Source organism: Microbulbifer agarilyticus, assembly GCF_020171345.1.
GTDB lineage: Bacteria > Pseudomonadota > Gammaproteobacteria > Pseudomonadales > Cellvibrionaceae > Microbulbifer > Microbulbifer agarilyticus_D.
In genome coordinates, this window is record NZ_JAIUZM010000002.1 from 715,824 (window position 1) to 731,835 (window position 16,012).

Genomic DNA, 16,012 nt, shown 5'->3' on the forward strand with positions numbered 1-16,012 from the left:
CTGGGTCCGTCCGAGCGGTATCTATGGGCACAAACCCGACAAAAATAACCCACGGGGAGTAACGATGACGCTATCAGACCGGTCTTTCATGGCCAAAAAGAACCTGCTTTCCTCCACCATCGGCGCAGTAGTTTTCACTGTCGGTGCCGGCGCGGTGGCCGCAGAGATTGAAGAAGTAACGGTAACTGCACAGATGCGTGCAGAATCCTTGAAAGACGTTCCCGCAGCGGTCACCGCATTCACTGGCGATACCGTTAAGAACAGCAACCTGAGCGACTTTAAGGACTTGTTTGCCCTTACCCCGGGCATTTCCGGCGAGACCAACGACTCCTACTTCGACTCCGTCTCCGTGCGCGGTGTCAACAACAACAGCTTCGGTAGCGGTAGCGATCCGGCGCTGGGTATTTTCCTCGATGGTGTGTACCAGAGCCGCACCGGTGCCACTCCAAGCATGTATGACCTCGAGCGCGTGGAAGTGATCAAGGGCCCACAGGGCACCCTGTTCGGCCGCAATACCGCTTCCGGTGCCATCTCCATGGTTTCCAAGAAGCCTGGTGAAGCCTTTACTGGCGATATTTCCGTGGGTGCCGGCCAGTACGGTCGCACCGAACTGGAAGGTGGTGTCGATGTTCCGGTAAGCGAAGACTTTTCCGTGCGTATCGCCGGTAAGCACTTCTCTGAAGACGGTCACGTTAAGAACCTCACTACCGGTGGCGACCTGGGCGCCAGCGAGCTGAACGCCGCGCGTATCACCGCGGTATACGAAGCCTCCGAGGCCACCACGGTGACCCTGCTGGCGCAGTACGAAGACCGTGAGAGCGATGGCTCCATTTATCGCGCCTTCGACAACGATGCCGGTTACAACTACGACATTCCGGAAGGTGCCTACGACGAGGTGTACAACGACGTCGATGGTCTCGACAAGTCTGAGATCGCCGACGTGGTCCTCACCGTGGAGCACGAGCTCGCCGGTGGTAGCACCCTGACTTCCATTACCGGTTACAAGTCCCACAAGTACTCCTACCGCGAGGACTTCGACGGTACCCCGTACCCGATCGATACCTATACACGCGAGCAGACTGGTGAGTTCTTCAGCCAAGAATTCCGTATTGCCTCAAACAACAGCGGTCCGTTCAACTACGTACTGGGTGCGTCCTACTACCAGGAAGAGCTGGAAGCGAGCTTCGCCGGTATCGACAACGAAGACTTTATCTGTGACGGCATTTATGCGGACGAGTGGGAAGAGGGCCTCGACAGTTTTGTAACCTGTGACGCACTGCCGCAGGACGTGCTCGATGAAGCCTTTGGCTTCGAAGGCGAGCCGTGGGAGTACGCCACCGACAACCTGTCTATCGAAGCCGCCGACACCCTCGGTGACTACAAGGGCTGGGGTGTATTTGCCAACACCACCTTCGATATCACCGAATCCACCACGCTTGGCCTGGGTGTGCGTTACACCGAAGACCAGAAGACCTACGACGTAGTTTCTCCGTGGCCAGAAACCTGGACTGGTGGCTGGAACTACCAGGCCATGTATACCGATGAGGATGGTATTACCGGAGACAACACCTGGAGCAACGTGTCTGGCCGTGTAACCCTGACCCACGAGCTGAGCGACGAGCTGACCACCTACGCCAGCGTTGCAACCGGCTACAAGTCCGGTGGTTTCGACTACCTGTCCTACAACATTACCGACCCGGCGTACGGCGACACCTACGAGAGTCAGGCTGACTGGCTGTGGGAGCAGGGTTACGAGGTCAACGCCAACAACGCCGAACCGAGCAAGTTCGACGAGGAAACCGTGCTGTCCTACGAGCTGGGTGTGAAAGCTCGCCTGCTGGACAACCGCCTGGCCCTGAACGCCGCCGCGTTCCAGTACACCTATGAAGACATGCAGCAGGCATTCTGGGTAGGTGCGGCAGCGATCACCCGCAACGTGGGTGAATCTGAAGGTCGCGGCCTGGAAGTGGACGCACGCTGGCTGATCACCGACAACCTGGATCTGTACTTCGGTGCAGCACTGCTCGACACCGAGTTCAATGGTGCGCCGGAAGAACTGTGTGATGCGTGCAACGGCAACGAGATGGCCTTCTCTCCGAAGTTCTCTTCCGCCACCGTGCTGACGTACACCCAGACAACCGGCTTCGGTGAGCTGTCTTATTCCAGTGAATACACCTACACCGGTGAGCAGTGGTCCGAGCTGGAAAACACCGAAGCGGTGAAGCTGGATGCCCGCAACGTGGTGAACCTGCGTGTAGCCCTGACTTCTCCGGCAGAGAACTGGACCGCTGGTATCTACGCCGAGAACGTGACCGGCGAAGAGTTCTACCACTGGGGTTACGCAGATGCGCTGTATAACCTGCCGGCCACCAAGACCGATCCTTCGCGTGGTCGCGTTGTTGGGGTCAACATGGATTACCGCTTCTAATTGATTCCATTCGCGTCTCACAGGATGGGAATAAAAGGCCGGCAGAAATGCCGGCCTTTTTTTTGGTGAGTGGTTTGGCTAATTGTGTTAAAAAGCACGTTCAGTAGCAGGGAAGATGGACGTGTCCAGCTCAGACAATCAACGCCGTAGAAACCAGTTGTCACCGCGCCGAGAGCCCGTTCAGGCGAGGGCACGCGAGCGCGCCCGTCAGATTCTGGACACCACCGGCTATTTGCTCGAACGGGTCGGCCTCAACGACCTCACTACCATTCTGATCGCCAAGGAGCTTGGTGTTTCCGTTGGTTCCGTATATCACTACTTTCCCAACAAGCATGCGATCCTCTACGCGATGGGAGAGCAGTGGCTCACCAGCCTTACCGAGCGCCTGAACGAACTCGCAGCAAGCCACCTCGAGCGCCTCAGTCTGCGCGAATTCCTCGACGAACTCTTGTCGCGCTGGCTCTCGGTATACCGTGAGCAGCGCGGTCTGTTGCCGTTGGTACAGGCCATGTGGGGTGTGCCGGAACTGCATGAGCTGGATGAGCGTCATGACGAGCTGGTAATCAACCATTTAATGCGGATGTTTAGCCGACTCGGTTTTACCTGTCCGCCTAACGAGTCTAACCGCCTGGCGCGCGCCACTCTGGAAACCTGCCATGCCATGCTGCTGGTTGTGGTAAATCAAGCGGGGGTCCGTTCGGAGCGGACCCGCGAAGACTTACTTAACATGCTGATGGTTCTACTTGAGCCGCATCGTAACGATGAACGGCCTTCGGGCCTCGACGATGTTGAGGCTCCGTAAGGCGTTCAAATGACCAGCACACAGTACCCGACAGGAAAATCCCATCCCAATCGCCTGATCATCGCGATTTCATCGCGGGTATTGTTTGACCTGCGCGAGAGTCATCAGATTTTCGAAGAGCAGGGCGTCGAGGCGTTTTCTGCCTACCAAATTGAACGAGAAAACGATATTTTGCCAAAAGGTGAGGCGTTTTCTCTCGTGGAAAAATTTCTGCAAATCAACGAGCGGCTGCCCGGTGAACCCAGGGTTGAGGTGATACTGCTATCCCGCAACAGCGCGGATACTGGTCTGCGTGTGTTTAATTCAATTGAACACTATGGGCTAAACATAAGTCGCGCGGCGTTTTGTAACGGCGGCAGTCCCTATCGCTATATCTCTCCGTTTGGCTGCCACCTTTTTTTGTCGACCGATGGCGAGGATGTCCGCGGAGCGCTGGAGCAGGGGATTGCCGCGGCGACATTAATCCCGGGAGGCGCACGCCAGCGTGGCGATGAAGTACTGCGCTTTGCGTTTGATGGCGATGCCGTGTTGTTTTCTGATGAGGCGGAGCAAATCTTCAAGCGCGATGGCCTCGACGCGTTTACTAATGCCGAGCGTGCATCCGCGAAAAAACCCTTACAAGGGGGGCCGTTCAAGGGTTTCCTCGAGGCGTTGCAGCAGCTGCAGGCCGAATTCGATCCCGAGGATTGCCCAATCCGTACCGCACTCGTTACCGCGCGTTCCGCGCCAGCGCATGAGCGGGTCATTCGCACACTGCGTGCATGGAATATTCGAATTGATGAGTCCATGTTTCTTGGCGGCCTACCCAAGGGCGAATTCTTGCGGGCGTTCGGTGCCGATGTATTTTTCGACGATCAGCCGGTGCACTGCGCATCCGCCAGTGCCCATGTCGCCACCGGACATGTCCCGCACGGCATTGCCAATCTGGGAAAATAGGCCGTCACCTGACACCTTGGCTTTCCCCAACTGCCCGTAATCAGAGAAATTGAACAAGGCTTTGGTCACTTTTTGTAACCATTTGTCACGTTTTCTCTAGCCTTATCACGATTAGTTGGCTCCTCATCACTTTCACTGCTATGCTTTTCGCGCATATAGTTGCACAGTTTTTATAACCATTTACTGGCGCAAAAAAGATCACATTATCGCTGATCGGACAGTGCCGGAGACCGAAAGGGCAGGCAGGGAGAGAGGCTATGAAGCTGCAGCAGTTGCGATATATCTGGGAGGTGGCGCACCATGACCTCAACGTGTCGGCCACCGCACAAAGCCTGTTTACGTCCCAGCCCGGCATCAGTAAACAGATACGCCTGCTCGAAGACGAACTCGGTGTAGAGATTTTTGCGCGTAGCGGCAAACACCTCACTCGTGTGACCCCGGCAGGGGAAGCCATCCTCAAAACCGCCGGCGAGATTATGCGCAAGGTGGAAAATATCAAGCAGGTGGCTCAGGAATTTAGTAATGACAAGCGCGGTAGCCTTGCCATTGCCACCACCCATACGCAGGCACGATACGCGCTGCCGACCGTTATCAAAGGCTTCATCTCCCGCTACCCCGAAGTTGCCCTGCACATGCATCAGGGAACACCAATGCAGATTTCTGAAATGGCTGCGGATGGTACCGCGGATTTTGCCATCGCCACCGAGGCGTTGGAGTTATTCAGTGATCTGGTGATGATGCCGGTGTATCGCTGGAACCGCTGTATTCTGGTGCCCAAGGGCCATGAGCTCGCGCAGGTATCCAAGCTGACGCTGGAAGAAGTGGCTAAGTACCCGATCGTAACTTATGTATTCGGGTTTACCGGTCGATCCAAGCTGGACGAGGCGTTTCTTGAGAGAGGTTTGTCGCCCAAAGTGGTGTTCACCGCCGCGGATGCCGACGTGATCAAAACCTATGTGCGGCTCGGCCTTGGTATCGGGATTGTCGCGGATATGGCAGCGGTTGAGGATGAGGATAGTGACCTTGTCGCGCTTGATGCCAGTGATCTGTTTGAGTCGAGCGTGACAAAAATTGGGTTCCGTAAAGGAATTTTCCTGCGCGGCTTTATGTACGAGTTCTTCCAGCAGTTCGCACCGCATCTTACCCGGGAGCTTGTTGATCAAGCGGCGCAGGCATCCTCCCGTGCGGAGGTGGATGAACTGTTTTCACATATTGATTTGCCGGTTTACTAAGTCGCAAAACTTGGCGCGGCGACACCGGCAATGGGTCGCCGCAACAATCGCAATCAGGCTGCCAGTTTGGCCAACACTTCCTTCGCAAACTTGAAGTACACCGTGTAAACCTCCGGTTCCTTGCCTTCCTCTTCCACCACGAAAAATGGCGCTCGCTGGACATTGAGCTTTTGGGCCAGTGCCATACCGGCACTTTCTGGGTCACGCTCATCGGCAATCAACGTTTCGTCCAGAAACTTTTCCTGGTCGTTTTCCTTGAGCTTTTGCTCAACGTCGCGGCATTTCCCGCAAGGGGAGCCATCCGCAAGAATCTTCTTTACCAGCGTAATACGCATGAAACACAGCCTTATTGTGTAGCGCCGTCGCCTCGTGATCTCATATGGCGTTTTCTGGGGCGGGCGGCTCAAATCCAGTGAATCGAATGATTGGCGCGGAATCTAGCAAAGAAGATAAACGGTGGGAAATATCGAAGGGCGATAATTCTATAACCGGTGGCGGTATTCAGGAGAAGCGCGCTTCGAGGGTATTGAGCAAGATGCGTACCTTGTCTAGGCACTCGCGGTGCTCAGCTGCGGGGTCCGAATCCGCCACAATGCCCCCGCCAGCGGCGCAACTGATCTTGCCATTACTTGCGGTAAGGGTGCGAATGGCAATATTCGTGTCCGCGCGCCCACAGCTACTGAGATAACCAATACTGCCGCAGTAGGCGCCACGAGGGCTGGCTTCTAGCTCGCGAATAACCTCCATAGCACGACGCTTGGGGGCACCGGTAATCGAACCACCGGGGAAGCATGCTGCGAGCACGTCCGCGTACTCAATGTCCTGTGGCAGCTGCCCGTTGATGGTGCTCACCAGATGATGCACATTGGCAAAGCTCTGTAGCTCGAACAGGTTTGGCACCCGCACACTGCCGCGCTCACAGACTTTACCAAAGTCATTACGCAACAGATCCACGATCATCAGGTTCTCGGCGCGATCTTTGCGGCTGTCCCGCAATTGCTGCGCGAGTGCCGCATCTTCGGCGGGGGTCTCTCCACGGGGCACAGTGCCCTTAATGGGTTCGGTCTGCAGGAAGCGCCCATCAGCCAGGATAAACCGCTCAGGTGAAAGGCTAAGCAATTGGCCTTCCGGCAGAGAGAGGTATGCAGAAAATGGACCCGCGGCCGCGTCACGCAATGCTAAATACGCTGTGAGCGGGTCGCCTTCGTAGGTGGCGTTAAAGCGTTGAGTGAAGTTCGCCTGATAGATATCCCCGGCACGAATGTAGTCGAGGATAGATTCGATGCGCCGTGCGTATTCACTGGCGTTATATTCGTGCTGGAAAGATTGTGTGAGCTTGAATGATTCGTGACTTGACGCAGGCTTTTCCCAGTCAATGGCTTCAAAGCGCTGTTGCAGGTCCTCTTTTTGGTGGCGAGTACACGCCGGATGGAAAACCAGATGGCTCGCGCCCAGCTGGTGATCGACGATCAGCGCCCAGCTGTACAGGCCAAATGCGCCTGCCGGCAAGGGGGTTGGCCGCACATCGGGGGCCAGGAAATTACAGTTGTTCCCCAGCTCATAGCCAGCAAAGCCGATGGCGCCGCCACAGAAGGGGATTTGCTGGTCCACTTCCTGTGGTGCCAGTTCACAGAGTAAATCATCGAGTGCCGCGAAGGGGGCCGGGTCGTCCGCATTCAGGGTCAGCGATGCAATGGGATCTGCGCTAATAATGTCAAACCGTCCGCCACTTGCGCGGGGCTGCCCCGAATCCAGCCAGACCGGGCAGGGTAGGTCGCCAAGCGCAGCGAAGGCTGCACCGAGGTTTCGGGAATAGGGCAGGGAAATGATCTGCAAAACGTCAACCAAACTTCCAGGCGGGTTTACCGCGCAGGTTTCTTTCGAGCAATAGGCATAGCCTTGTGGGCGGCGCTACTTTACTCCAATTTGCCCGCTGAGCCTATCGAAACACTCCTGACGGGGTATTGCGATAGATAGTGATACGCTGCGTTAGCTGAGTCCGTTCACTGGGCTCTATGAAAATCTAGCTGATTCTGCGCTCAATTCCCGCCTGCGACATCAGTCGGGTCGCGAGCTCTTCCACCGACAGCTCTGTCGCATCGAGGTAGGGTATCTGTGCGCGCCGCAGCATTTGTTCGACCTGGCGCACTTCGAATTCGCACTGCTCCGGGGACGCGTAACGGCTGTTGGCGCGCCGTTCCTGGCGGATGCTCATCAGGCGGCGGGGGTCGATGGTGAGACCGAAGAGTTTGTGTTGATAGGGGCGCAGGATTTTCGGCAGGGAGGTGGAGTCCATATCCTCCTCAGTGATCGGATAGTTTGCTGCACGCAACCCGAACTGCAGGGCAAGATACAGGCACGTGGGCGTCTTGCCCGAGCGCGAAACACCAACGAGGATCACGTCTGCACTTTCAAATTCACGTGTGCGGCGGCCGTCGTCATTATCCATGGCAAAGTGCACGGCATCCATACGTGCGCTATAGCGGCTGTCGTTCGAAATGCCGTGGGAAACGCCCACCGTGCGCGCCGGGTTTGCCCCGAACAGGTTTGCCAACGGCGCCAGATAACTCTCAAACACATCCAGCATCAGTGCAGAGCTTTCGTGCAGCTGGTTGCGTATCTGGTCTGAAACAATACTGGTAATAATGATCGGCTGAAGGCCGGATTCCTCAGCGGCACGCTCTATACGCTGTAGTACCTGATTCACACGCGCCTCGGAGTCCACGTAGGGGACGGTAACTTGCTCAACATGCTGGTCGCGAAACTGTGCAAGCAGACTGTGCCCAATACCCTCTACCGTAAGACCGGTACCATCTGAAATAAAAAACGCTGTGCGTTTTTTGTTGTTACCAGTTACTGCACTCTGCGCCTGAATAGCAGATGCATGGCTCGGTGTGGAATCCGTCATAATTTTATCTTTGCAAATAAATTGATTGCGATCCCGAAGTCACTCGCAAATTTTTTGCTCTAGGTGAGAACGGCTTCGGCCGCCTGTTTATCCAATCATACAACAGTCAATCGATGCTGTGCTTTATGCATACACATACTGATGTAGTCAAAATCCGATTGCACACGCGTGTCTTGTAGAAAAATTACAACAAATATTGGCGATTTTCAGTGGTATTTGCGGGGTATTATTTACAAAACCCTTCCTTATAATTTGCCGCCAGAAACGCAGTCTTAGAGGACAGATCATTGACCACTTATACTCTCGATTTCGCGAAACTCGGCATGGCGGACGTCGACAAGGTTGGCGGAAAGAATGCCTCACTAGGTGAAATGATCTCCTCATTGTCTGGGGCTGGTGTGAGCGTGCCCGGTGGTTTCGCCACTACCGCAGAGGCATTTCGCGAATTCCTGAGCAGCGCGGATCTGGACACACGTATTGCCGAGCGCCTGCAGAACCTGGATGTAGATGATGTCACCGCACTGGCCGCTGCGGGCGAAGAGATACGTCAGTGGCTGCTAGACACGCCATTCCCCGCACAGCTCGAAAAAGAGATCCGCGAAGGTTACGAGGCTCTGGGCGGCGGCGAGACGGCTGTAGCGGTGCGCTCCTCGGCGACTGCCGAAGATTTGCCGGACGCTTCGTTCGCCGGCCAGCAGGAGACGTTCCTGAACATCCGCGGTATTGACTCCGTGCTGCAGGCGGTGCGGGAAGTATTCGCCTCTCTGTACAACGACCGCGCGATTGCCTACCGGGTACACACTGGCTATGCGGATGTCGGTGTTTACCTCTCCGCCGGAATTCAGCACATGGTGCGTAGTGAAACCGGCGCTTCGGGCGTGATGTTCACCCTCGACACAGAAAGTGGTTTCCGCGATGTCATCTTCGTCACCGCCGCCTACGGCCTCGGTGAGACAGTGGTGCAGGGTGCGGTGAACCCGGACGAGTTCTACCTGTACAAGCCGGCGTTGGAAGCGGGCCGCCCGGCCATTTTGCGCCGTAACCGGGGCAGTAAAGCCATCAAAATGGTATATGACGCCAGCGGCGACTGTGGCCGTTCGGTCAAAACCGTGCAGGTCGATGAGGCAGACCGCCTGCGTTTTGCCCTGAATGACGAAGAACTGACGGAGCTGGCCAATCAGGCGCGTAAAATTGAAGCGCATTACCAGCGTCCGATGGACATTGAGTGGGCAAAAGACGGCGACAGCGGCAAACTGTTTATCGTTCAGGCGCGCCCGGAGACCGTCCGTTCTCGCGACACCGGTACCAGCATCGAACGCTACAAACTCCAGGAGCGCAGTGAAGTACTGTGCGAGGGGCGTGCCATCGGCCAGCGTATTGGTGCGGGCCCGGTGCGGGTACTGGACTCCGTTGAAGATATGGCGCAAATGCAAGATGGCGACGTCTTGGTCACCGACATGACGGACCCGGATTGGGAACCCGTACTGAAGAAGGCCAGTGCCATCGTCACCAATCGCGGTGGCCGCACTTGCCACGCAGCAATCATTGCGCGCGAACTGGGTATCCCGGCGGTTGTTGGTTGTGGTGACGCCACCGAAAAGCTGTCCACTGGCACGCCCGTTACCGTGACCTGTGCCGAAGGCGATACGGGTTTCGTGATGTCCGGGCAATTGGATTTCGAGCGCTCGCTCACCGAAGTCGCGGATATGCCCGACCTGCCGTTCAAAATCATGCTGAATGTGGGCAACCCGGACCGCGCATTTGCGTTTAGTAACCTGCCGAACCAGGGAGTTGGTCTCGCGCGCCTGGAGTTCATTTTGAACCGGATGATCGGTATCCACCCGCGTGCACTGCTGGAACTGGACCGTCTGCCGCAGGAACTGCAGCACACCATTCGCAATCGCATCGGCGGTTACGCATCCCCGGAAGACTTTATTGTCGAAAAACTGGTGGAAGGTATCTCTACGCTTGCCGCCGCGTTTGCTCCCAACCGCACTATCGTGCGTCTCTCGGACTTCAAGTCCAATGAATATGCACACCTGGTGGGTGGCCAGATGTACGAGCCCAGCGAAGAAAACCCGATGCTGGGCTTCCGCGGTGCTGCACGTTACCGCTCTAAGGATTTCCGCCAGTGTTTTGCACTTGAGTGTAAGGCGCTGAAGAAGGTCCGTGACGAGATGGGTCTTACCAATGTGGAAATCATGGTGCCGTTCGTACGCACGCCGGACGAGGCCCGCCAGGTCATCGAGCTGCTGGAACAGAACGGTCTCAAGCGCGGTGAGAATGGACTGAAAGTCATCATGATGTGTGAACTTCCTTCAAATGCCTTGCTGGCTGAGGATTTTCTGCAGTACTTCGATGGCTTCTCCATTGGCTCCAATGACCTGACCCAGTTGACCCTCGGCTTGGACCGCGACTCCGGACTGGTCGCGGAGCTGTTCGATGAGCGTGACCCGGCGGTAAAAATGTTGCTGTCCCGTGCGATTCAGGCTTGTAAAAAGGCGGGTAAATACGTCGGTATCTGCGGCCAGGGCCCGTCAGACCACAAAGACTTTGCGCAGTGGTTGATGGACGAAGGTATTGACAGCGTATCCCTTAACCCGGACACCGCGGTTGATACCTGGCTATACCTCGCCAACCAGAGCGACCCAAAGTAATTAACTTGATGTACCAGCCCTGGTCCATTGCGTGGCTGATTGCGCATTGATTGGGAAATTTCAAGCAAAGCGCCTTTTTTAAGGCGCTTTTTTGTTATTTGCCGTTAGGAAAATGTTGCCTGAAAACGGCTAATATTGAATACAGCTGGTGTGGTCATTTCACCGCTTTGGGCTTGTGAAATCACCGTCACGAGTCTAAGTGAATTGCCAAATTCCATAAAACTGCTATACGCCCGATAAAATCAGTCTAAGCACCCAATTTCACATCAATAGAATCGAAAGAGCTTTCACATAAATGTCATTCGCGACCGTGAGAGTGATTAATCCAAATCTGTCTATTCGAAGCAGAAGCCAACGATTCAAGTTCTGACTGAGGTGTGATCATGCTTAGACATTTTCAATTCTCTCCCGACGACGATCCTGTAGCCCAATCAAACAACCAACGATGTCGCCAGTACCTGCTTGACCAAACAGGAGGGGATGTAAGTGTTGCCGACGGTGTATCTGTTATTTCCCGCCGTTTTATCGCCACAGTCATGCTGCTCGTGGGTGGCTTGGTTGGTACTCTCTGGCCTTCCTTTGCGGAAGCGAATAGGGGCGGTAACTGGTTTGATGATGCCGCGGCGATGAATTCCTCTGGTGCGCCGTCTATTCGCATCAACTTGAGTGAACAGAAGGCCTACTTCTACAAGGGCGGCCGTTTGGTGGGCTCATCGTTCATATCCTCTGGTAAGAAAGGATTTCGTACCGGTACCGGCAAATTCCGTGTACTGGCGAAACGACCAAATCACCGTTCCAGTATCTACGGTAGCTACGTCGATCGTAACTCCGGCCGTGTAGTACGTGCGGACGTGGATACACGCAAGCACCGTCGTCCGGCTGGCACCTACTATCGCGGTGCGAAGATGAACCACTACATTCGTTTCAATGGTGGTATCGGTCTGCATGCGTCTGGCCATGTACCGCGCTATCCTGCCTCACACGGCTGTGTACGCATGCCTCCGCATATGGCACGCAAGTTCTACCAGTATTCTCGTGTAGGTATGCCGGTAACTGTGACTTATTAATGGCACGTTATCGGTAAAGTTTGGCAGCCTGCGCCCGAGCCTGACATTCGATGGCAGCGCTTCGGGAATCGGCAGGCCCTGTTGCCGGGTATTATCCATTGCGGTGATACCCGGCATTTTTGTCTGTGCAATGCAGAAGCCTCTACTTAGCGGTTATGATGTTGTATCAGCGGCCGGGTAACCGGCACGGCGATACAGTTTCATTTTCGGAGCGCACCATGACCAGCAAACACATTTCGACCCCCGACCTTTGCGATGAATTTCCTGAACTGATTCAGGTGGTAGAGCCGGGCTTTATCAACTTTGGTGGGCGCGAAACCTTCGGCGGCAGGATCGCCACCATAAAATGCTTTGAAGATAATTCGCTGGTGCGTGACCTGGTGGCGGAAGAGGGTGCAGGTCGCGTATTGGTCGTGGACGCGGGTGGTTCAATGCGGCGCGCATGTCTTGGCGATATGCTGGCGGAAAAGGCCTTGAATAGTAATTGGGAAGGTATCCTCATGTATGGCTGTATCCGTGACGTAGATGAAATTTCTCAACTACAGTTAGGAGTGCAGGCGCTGGGAAGTCACCCGATGAAGACTGAAAAGAAAGGCATCGGCGAACGCGATGTTGCTGTGACTTTTGGCGGCGTTACCTTTAATCCCGGAGAGTACTTATACGCTGACAATAACGGTGTGATAGTTTCCCCAAAACCATTGATGTAACTTGGCAATATCGGATTCACTTTTATTTTCTTTAGTCCTTCTATCCGCACTTGCTCACGCTGTATGGAACGCAGTCGTTAAACATAGTGGAGAAGCGTTTCTACAGCTCGCAATGATTCGCAGCGTCGGTCTTTTTGCAGGTATTCTACTGGCGACACAGCTGCCACTGCCTGCAAAGTCCTCATTGATCTTTCTGATTGGCGGCGCGTTATTCCAATACCTCTATTTCTTTCTTCTGTCGCGTTCTTATCATGCGCTCGATTACGGTACCGCCTATCCCATTGCACGCGGTGTAACGCCGCTGATGGTGGCAAGTGCTGCGCTGGTTTTTCTCGATGAATCACTTGAGCCTATGCAGATCATTGGGGTTTTGCTGGTCAGCTGCGGAATTTTTGCCTTAATTATGAAAGAACTGCGGGTAAGTTCTGCTGGAATCTATTACTCGCTGGGTACTGGTATCGCTATTACCGGCTACACCACATTGGGCGCTGCTGGGGTACGTACTGTAGAGAACCCCTGGAGTTTCGTTGCCTGGCTCGAAATTCTTTCCGGTGGCGGGGTAATTGTTGCGGTCCTCTTAACACGTCCGCTAAAGGGTCTGGCATTTGCGCGCGCGAATTTTTTGCGCAGCTCTCTATCCGGCGTATTGGCGACGAGCGGGTTCGGCATAGCACTTTGGGCAACCTCGCTGATGCCGGTGGCGGCGGTCGCGGCAACACGAGAGGTAAGTATCCTCTTCGCGTCACTGATCTCTGTGTTTTTGCTGAAAGAGCGCCTTTCTATCCGTCGTGTCTGCGGCGCACTGATTATCTTTTGTGGCATTGGCGCTCTAGCCCTTGCCTGATCGGCGCCAGCACACCGTTCTGAGTATGTCTTTGCCCGTTGTCGGCCGACGGATTGCCTATAGTTTCAATGACTTCCTCGAATGGGGACGAGGCCCGATGGCGGTATACCCGTCGTCCGGCATAACTCCAGTTCACTAACTCAAGATCACCAAATTGTAACGGCCCTTCCAAAGGACAACTAATGAGCAGTTTGCGTCAGAAGTGGGTAACCGCACCCCTATTAAACTGGATTAAGAAAGTATTGCCGCCAATCTCGGACACCGAGCGCGAAGCCATGGAGGCGGGCGAGGTATGGTGGGACGCACAATTGCTCTCCGGTAAGCCCGACTGGGATCAGTTGCTCAAAATGGGGCAGCCGGAATTAACCGAGGAAGAGCAGGCATTTATCGACGGCCCAGTGGAAGAGCTGTGCAAAATGGTCGACGACTGGAAATTGTCGTATGAAGACCACGATATTTCGCCGGAAATATGGGATTTCCTGAAGAGACACCGCTTTTTCGGCATCATTATTCCGGAAGAGTTTGGTGGCCTCGGGTTTTCTCCTACCGCGCACGCACAAATCGTGACCAAGATATCAACGCGCAGCACCAGTGTCGGGGTTACTGTAATGGTGCCCAATTCACTGGGGCCAGGTGAGCTGCTGATGGCTCACGGTACCGATGAACAAAAGCGTCATTATCTGCCACGACTTGCCGACGGCCGCGATATCCCTTGTTTTGGCCTCACCAGCCCAGAAGCCGGCTCTGATGCAGCGGCCATGGTGGACAATGGCGTCGTCTGTTACGAGACCTACAAGGGTAAAAAAACTCTGGGTATGCGCGTCAACTGGCACAAGCGCTACATCACGCTCGGCCCGGTTTCCACTGTCCTCGGGCTCGCCTTCAAACTCTATGATCCGGATCATATTCTCGGCGATGAAGAGGAGCTGGGAATCACCGTGGCGCTGGTGCCCACCGATACCGAGGGCGTAACCATTGGTCAGCGCCATCTTCCCGCGATGCAGGCATTTATGAACGGCCCCAATTGGGGCAAAGATGTCTTTATTCCCATGGACTGGATCATCGGTGGCCAGGAAAACATCGGACACGGCTGGCATATGTTGATGAGTGCACTCGCTGCAGGGCGTGGTATCTCCCTGCCATCACTCTCGACCGGCGGCGCCAAGCTCGCAGCGCGCACTACAGGCGCCTATGCCTATGTACGTGAGCAGTTTGGTATCTCTATTGGCAAATTTGAGGGCGTGCAACGCCGGCTTGCGGAAATCGCCGGTATTGCTTATGTACTGGATTCCGCACATAAGACCACCACGCGCGCCCTCGACCAGGGGCGCAAGCCCGCGGTCATCTCCGCAATTATGAAAGCGCATGCAACCTTCGGTCTGCGCCAGTCGATTAATGATGCCATGGACATCCATGCGGGCAAGGCGATTATTGATGGCCCTTCAAACTATCTCGGCAACGTTTACCGGGCGGTACCCGTGGCGATTACCGTGGAAGGCGCAAACATTCTAACGCGCAGCCTGATGATCTTCGGGCAGGGGGCTATACGCTGCCATCCTTACCTGCTGCAAGAAATGGAGGCGGCGACCAATCCCGACCACGACGCCGGGGTGAAGGAATTGGACGCGCTACTCCCAAAGCACTTCATGTTCCAGATGAAAACCTTTGCCCGTGCCGTTTTTCATGGGTGGACCGGTGGCCTGTTTGCCAGCAGTCCCAAGGGCATTGGCGATGCGGCCAAGTATTACCGACAGATGAATCGTTATTCCGCTGTGCTTACGCTGGTCACGGAAATATCCCTGATGTCATTGGGGGGCGAGCTGAAGCGCAAGGAAATGATTTCCGCCAGGCTTGGTGACGTATTGAGCGATCTCTACCTGATGAGCTGTGCACTCAAGCGATTTAACGACGATGGTAGCCCGGACAGCGACAGGCCCTTGCTGGAGTTTGCGATGCGATCAGGCTTCCACAATATTGAAGTCAGCCTGATCGAGGTGTTTCATAATTTCCCCATCCGTTTCATCGGCCAACTGATGCAGTTCCTGACCATGCCGTGGGGGCACAGTATTCGCGACGCATCTGATCGGCAGGCCAAAGCCTGTGCAGACTTGATTATGGAACCGTCCGAAACCCGAGAGCGGCTTACTGAAGGTGTCTTCCTGGGGAACCCGGGAGATGGTATCGATATCGTCGAACAGGCATTTGAGCTCAGCCATGCGACCGCAGACATCCGTGAAAAAATGAAAAAGGGCGGGGTGCGCGCACTCAGCGTGAAATCCGTCGAGGAAGCGCTGGACAAAGGACTGATCAACGAGGAAGAGGCCAGCGAGATGAAGCTTACCGCCGAGGCTGTTGACAAGGCGATTCAGGTCGACCACTTCGATTCCCTTGGTGGCCAGAAGACAACGGGTTAAAGCAAAAGCGGGGTCTT

General features: G+C 55.1%; 12 protein-coding genes. 9 read left to right on the forward strand and 3 right to left on the reverse strand.

Annotated elements, in window-relative coordinates:
- The first annotated feature begins 64 nt into the window (after nt 1-64).
- From LCM31_RS10165 to cysB, 4 genes are all read left to right on the forward strand, one after another.
- Nucleotides 65-2,428 carry a TonB-dependent receptor gene (locus LCM31_RS10165; RefSeq protein ID WP_224869722.1) on the forward strand — a complete coding sequence of 788 codons (2,364 nt, stop codon included), beginning with the start codon at nt 65-67 and terminating at the stop codon, nt 2,426-2,428.
- Between the two features lie 115 nt (nt 2,429-2,543).
- Nucleotides 2,544-3,230: a TetR/AcrR family transcriptional regulator gene (locus LCM31_RS10170; protein WP_224869724.1), complete on the forward strand. Its 687-nt coding sequence runs from the start codon at nt 2,544-2,546 to the stop codon at nt 3,228-3,230.
- Between the two features lie 9 nt (nt 3,231-3,239).
- Nucleotides 3,240-4,166, forward strand: a complete 927-nt coding sequence (locus LCM31_RS10175; RefSeq protein WP_224869726.1) for a 5'-nucleotidase — start codon at nt 3,240-3,242, stop codon at nt 4,164-4,166.
- Nucleotides 4,167-4,423: 257 nt separating this feature from the next.
- Nucleotides 4,424-5,398 carry an HTH-type transcriptional regulator CysB gene (cysB, locus tag LCM31_RS10180; protein ID WP_224869728.1) on the forward strand — a complete coding sequence of 325 codons (975 nt, stop codon included), beginning with the start codon at nt 4,424-4,426 and terminating at the stop codon, nt 5,396-5,398.
- A gap of 53 nt (nt 5,399-5,451) precedes the next feature.
- Here cysB and LCM31_RS10185 read toward each other — a convergent pair whose 3' ends face one another.
- The 3 genes from LCM31_RS10185 to ppsR form a co-directional block, all read right to left on the reverse strand.
- Nucleotides 5,452-5,733 (reverse strand): hypothetical protein, encoded by a 282-nt coding sequence (locus LCM31_RS10185; RefSeq protein WP_222228287.1) that lies wholly within the window; start codon nt 5,731-5,733, stop codon nt 5,452-5,454.
- Between the two features lie 166 nt (nt 5,734-5,899).
- Nucleotides 5,900-7,234, reverse strand: a complete 1,335-nt coding sequence (gene pabB / locus LCM31_RS10190) for an aminodeoxychorismate synthase component I (RefSeq protein ID WP_224869730.1) — start codon at nt 7,232-7,234, stop codon at nt 5,900-5,902.
- Between the two features lie 187 nt (nt 7,235-7,421).
- Nucleotides 7,422-8,306, reverse strand: coding sequence for a posphoenolpyruvate synthetase regulatory kinase/phosphorylase PpsR (ppsR, locus tag LCM31_RS10195; RefSeq protein ID WP_224869732.1), 885 nt, complete (start codon nt 8,304-8,306; stop codon nt 7,422-7,424).
- 287 nt (nt 8,307-8,593) lie between these two features.
- On the opposite strand from ppsR, the gene ppsA reads away from it, so the two are divergent.
- The 5 genes from ppsA (at nt 8,594) to LCM31_RS10220 (ending at nt 15,995) form a co-directional block, all read left to right on the forward strand.
- Nucleotides 8,594-10,963, forward strand: coding sequence for a phosphoenolpyruvate synthase (gene ppsA / locus LCM31_RS10200; protein ID WP_224869734.1), 2,370 nt, complete (start codon nt 8,594-8,596; stop codon nt 10,961-10,963).
- Between the two features lie 383 nt (nt 10,964-11,346).
- Nucleotides 11,347-12,030 carry a L,D-transpeptidase family protein gene (locus tag LCM31_RS10205; RefSeq protein WP_224869736.1) on the forward strand — a complete coding sequence of 228 codons (684 nt, stop codon included), beginning with the start codon at nt 11,347-11,349 and terminating at the stop codon, nt 12,028-12,030.
- A 218-nt stretch (nt 12,031-12,248) separates the two neighbouring features.
- A complete protein-coding gene (gene rraA / locus LCM31_RS10210) occupies nt 12,249-12,737 on the forward strand; it encodes a ribonuclease E activity regulator RraA (RefSeq protein WP_224869739.1) in 489 nt (162 codons plus the stop codon).
- A 112-nt stretch (nt 12,738-12,849) separates the two neighbouring features.
- Entirely contained in the window at nt 12,850-13,581 is a 732-nt protein-coding gene (locus tag LCM31_RS10215) for a DMT family transporter (RefSeq protein WP_224869741.1), read from the forward strand.
- A gap of 182 nt (nt 13,582-13,763) precedes the next feature.
- Complete coding sequence (locus LCM31_RS10220; protein WP_224869743.1) at nt 13,764-15,995, forward strand: acyl-CoA dehydrogenase; 2,232 nt, start codon at nt 13,764-13,766, stop codon at nt 15,993-15,995.
- Nucleotides 15,996-16,012: the final 17 nt, after the last annotated feature.

Excerpts from the sequence above, each read along its gene's own strand:
- LCM31_RS10165 (WP_224869722.1), top strand. The coding sequence starts at position 65 with ATGACGCTATCAGACCGGTCTTTCATGGCCAAAAAGAACCTGCTTTCC.
- LCM31_RS10170 (WP_224869724.1), top strand. The coding sequence starts at position 2,544 with ATGGACGTGTCCAGCTCAGACAATCAACGCCGTAGAAACCAGTTGTCA.
- LCM31_RS10175 (WP_224869726.1), top strand. The coding sequence starts at position 3,240 with ATGACCAGCACACAGTACCCGACAGGAAAATCCCATCCCAATCGCCTG.
- cysB (WP_224869728.1), top strand. The coding sequence starts at position 4,424 with ATGAAGCTGCAGCAGTTGCGATATATCTGGGAGGTGGCGCACCATGAC.
- LCM31_RS10185 (WP_222228287.1), bottom strand. The coding sequence starts at position 5,733 with ATGCGTATTACGCTGGTAAAGAAGATTCTTGCGGATGGCTCCCCTTGC.
- ppsR (WP_224869732.1), bottom strand. The coding sequence starts at position 8,306 with ATGACGGATTCCACACCGAGCCATGCATCTGCTATTCAGGCGCAGAGT.
- LCM31_RS10205 (WP_224869736.1), top strand. The coding sequence starts at position 11,347 with ATGCTTAGACATTTTCAATTCTCTCCCGACGACGATCCTGTAGCCCAA.
- rraA (WP_224869739.1), top strand. The coding sequence starts at position 12,249 with ATGACCAGCAAACACATTTCGACCCCCGACCTTTGCGATGAATTTCCT.
- LCM31_RS10215 (WP_224869741.1), top strand. The coding sequence starts at position 12,850 with ATGATTCGCAGCGTCGGTCTTTTTGCAGGTATTCTACTGGCGACACAG.
- LCM31_RS10220 (WP_224869743.1), top strand. The coding sequence starts at position 13,764 with ATGAGCAGTTTGCGTCAGAAGTGGGTAACCGCACCCCTATTAAACTGG.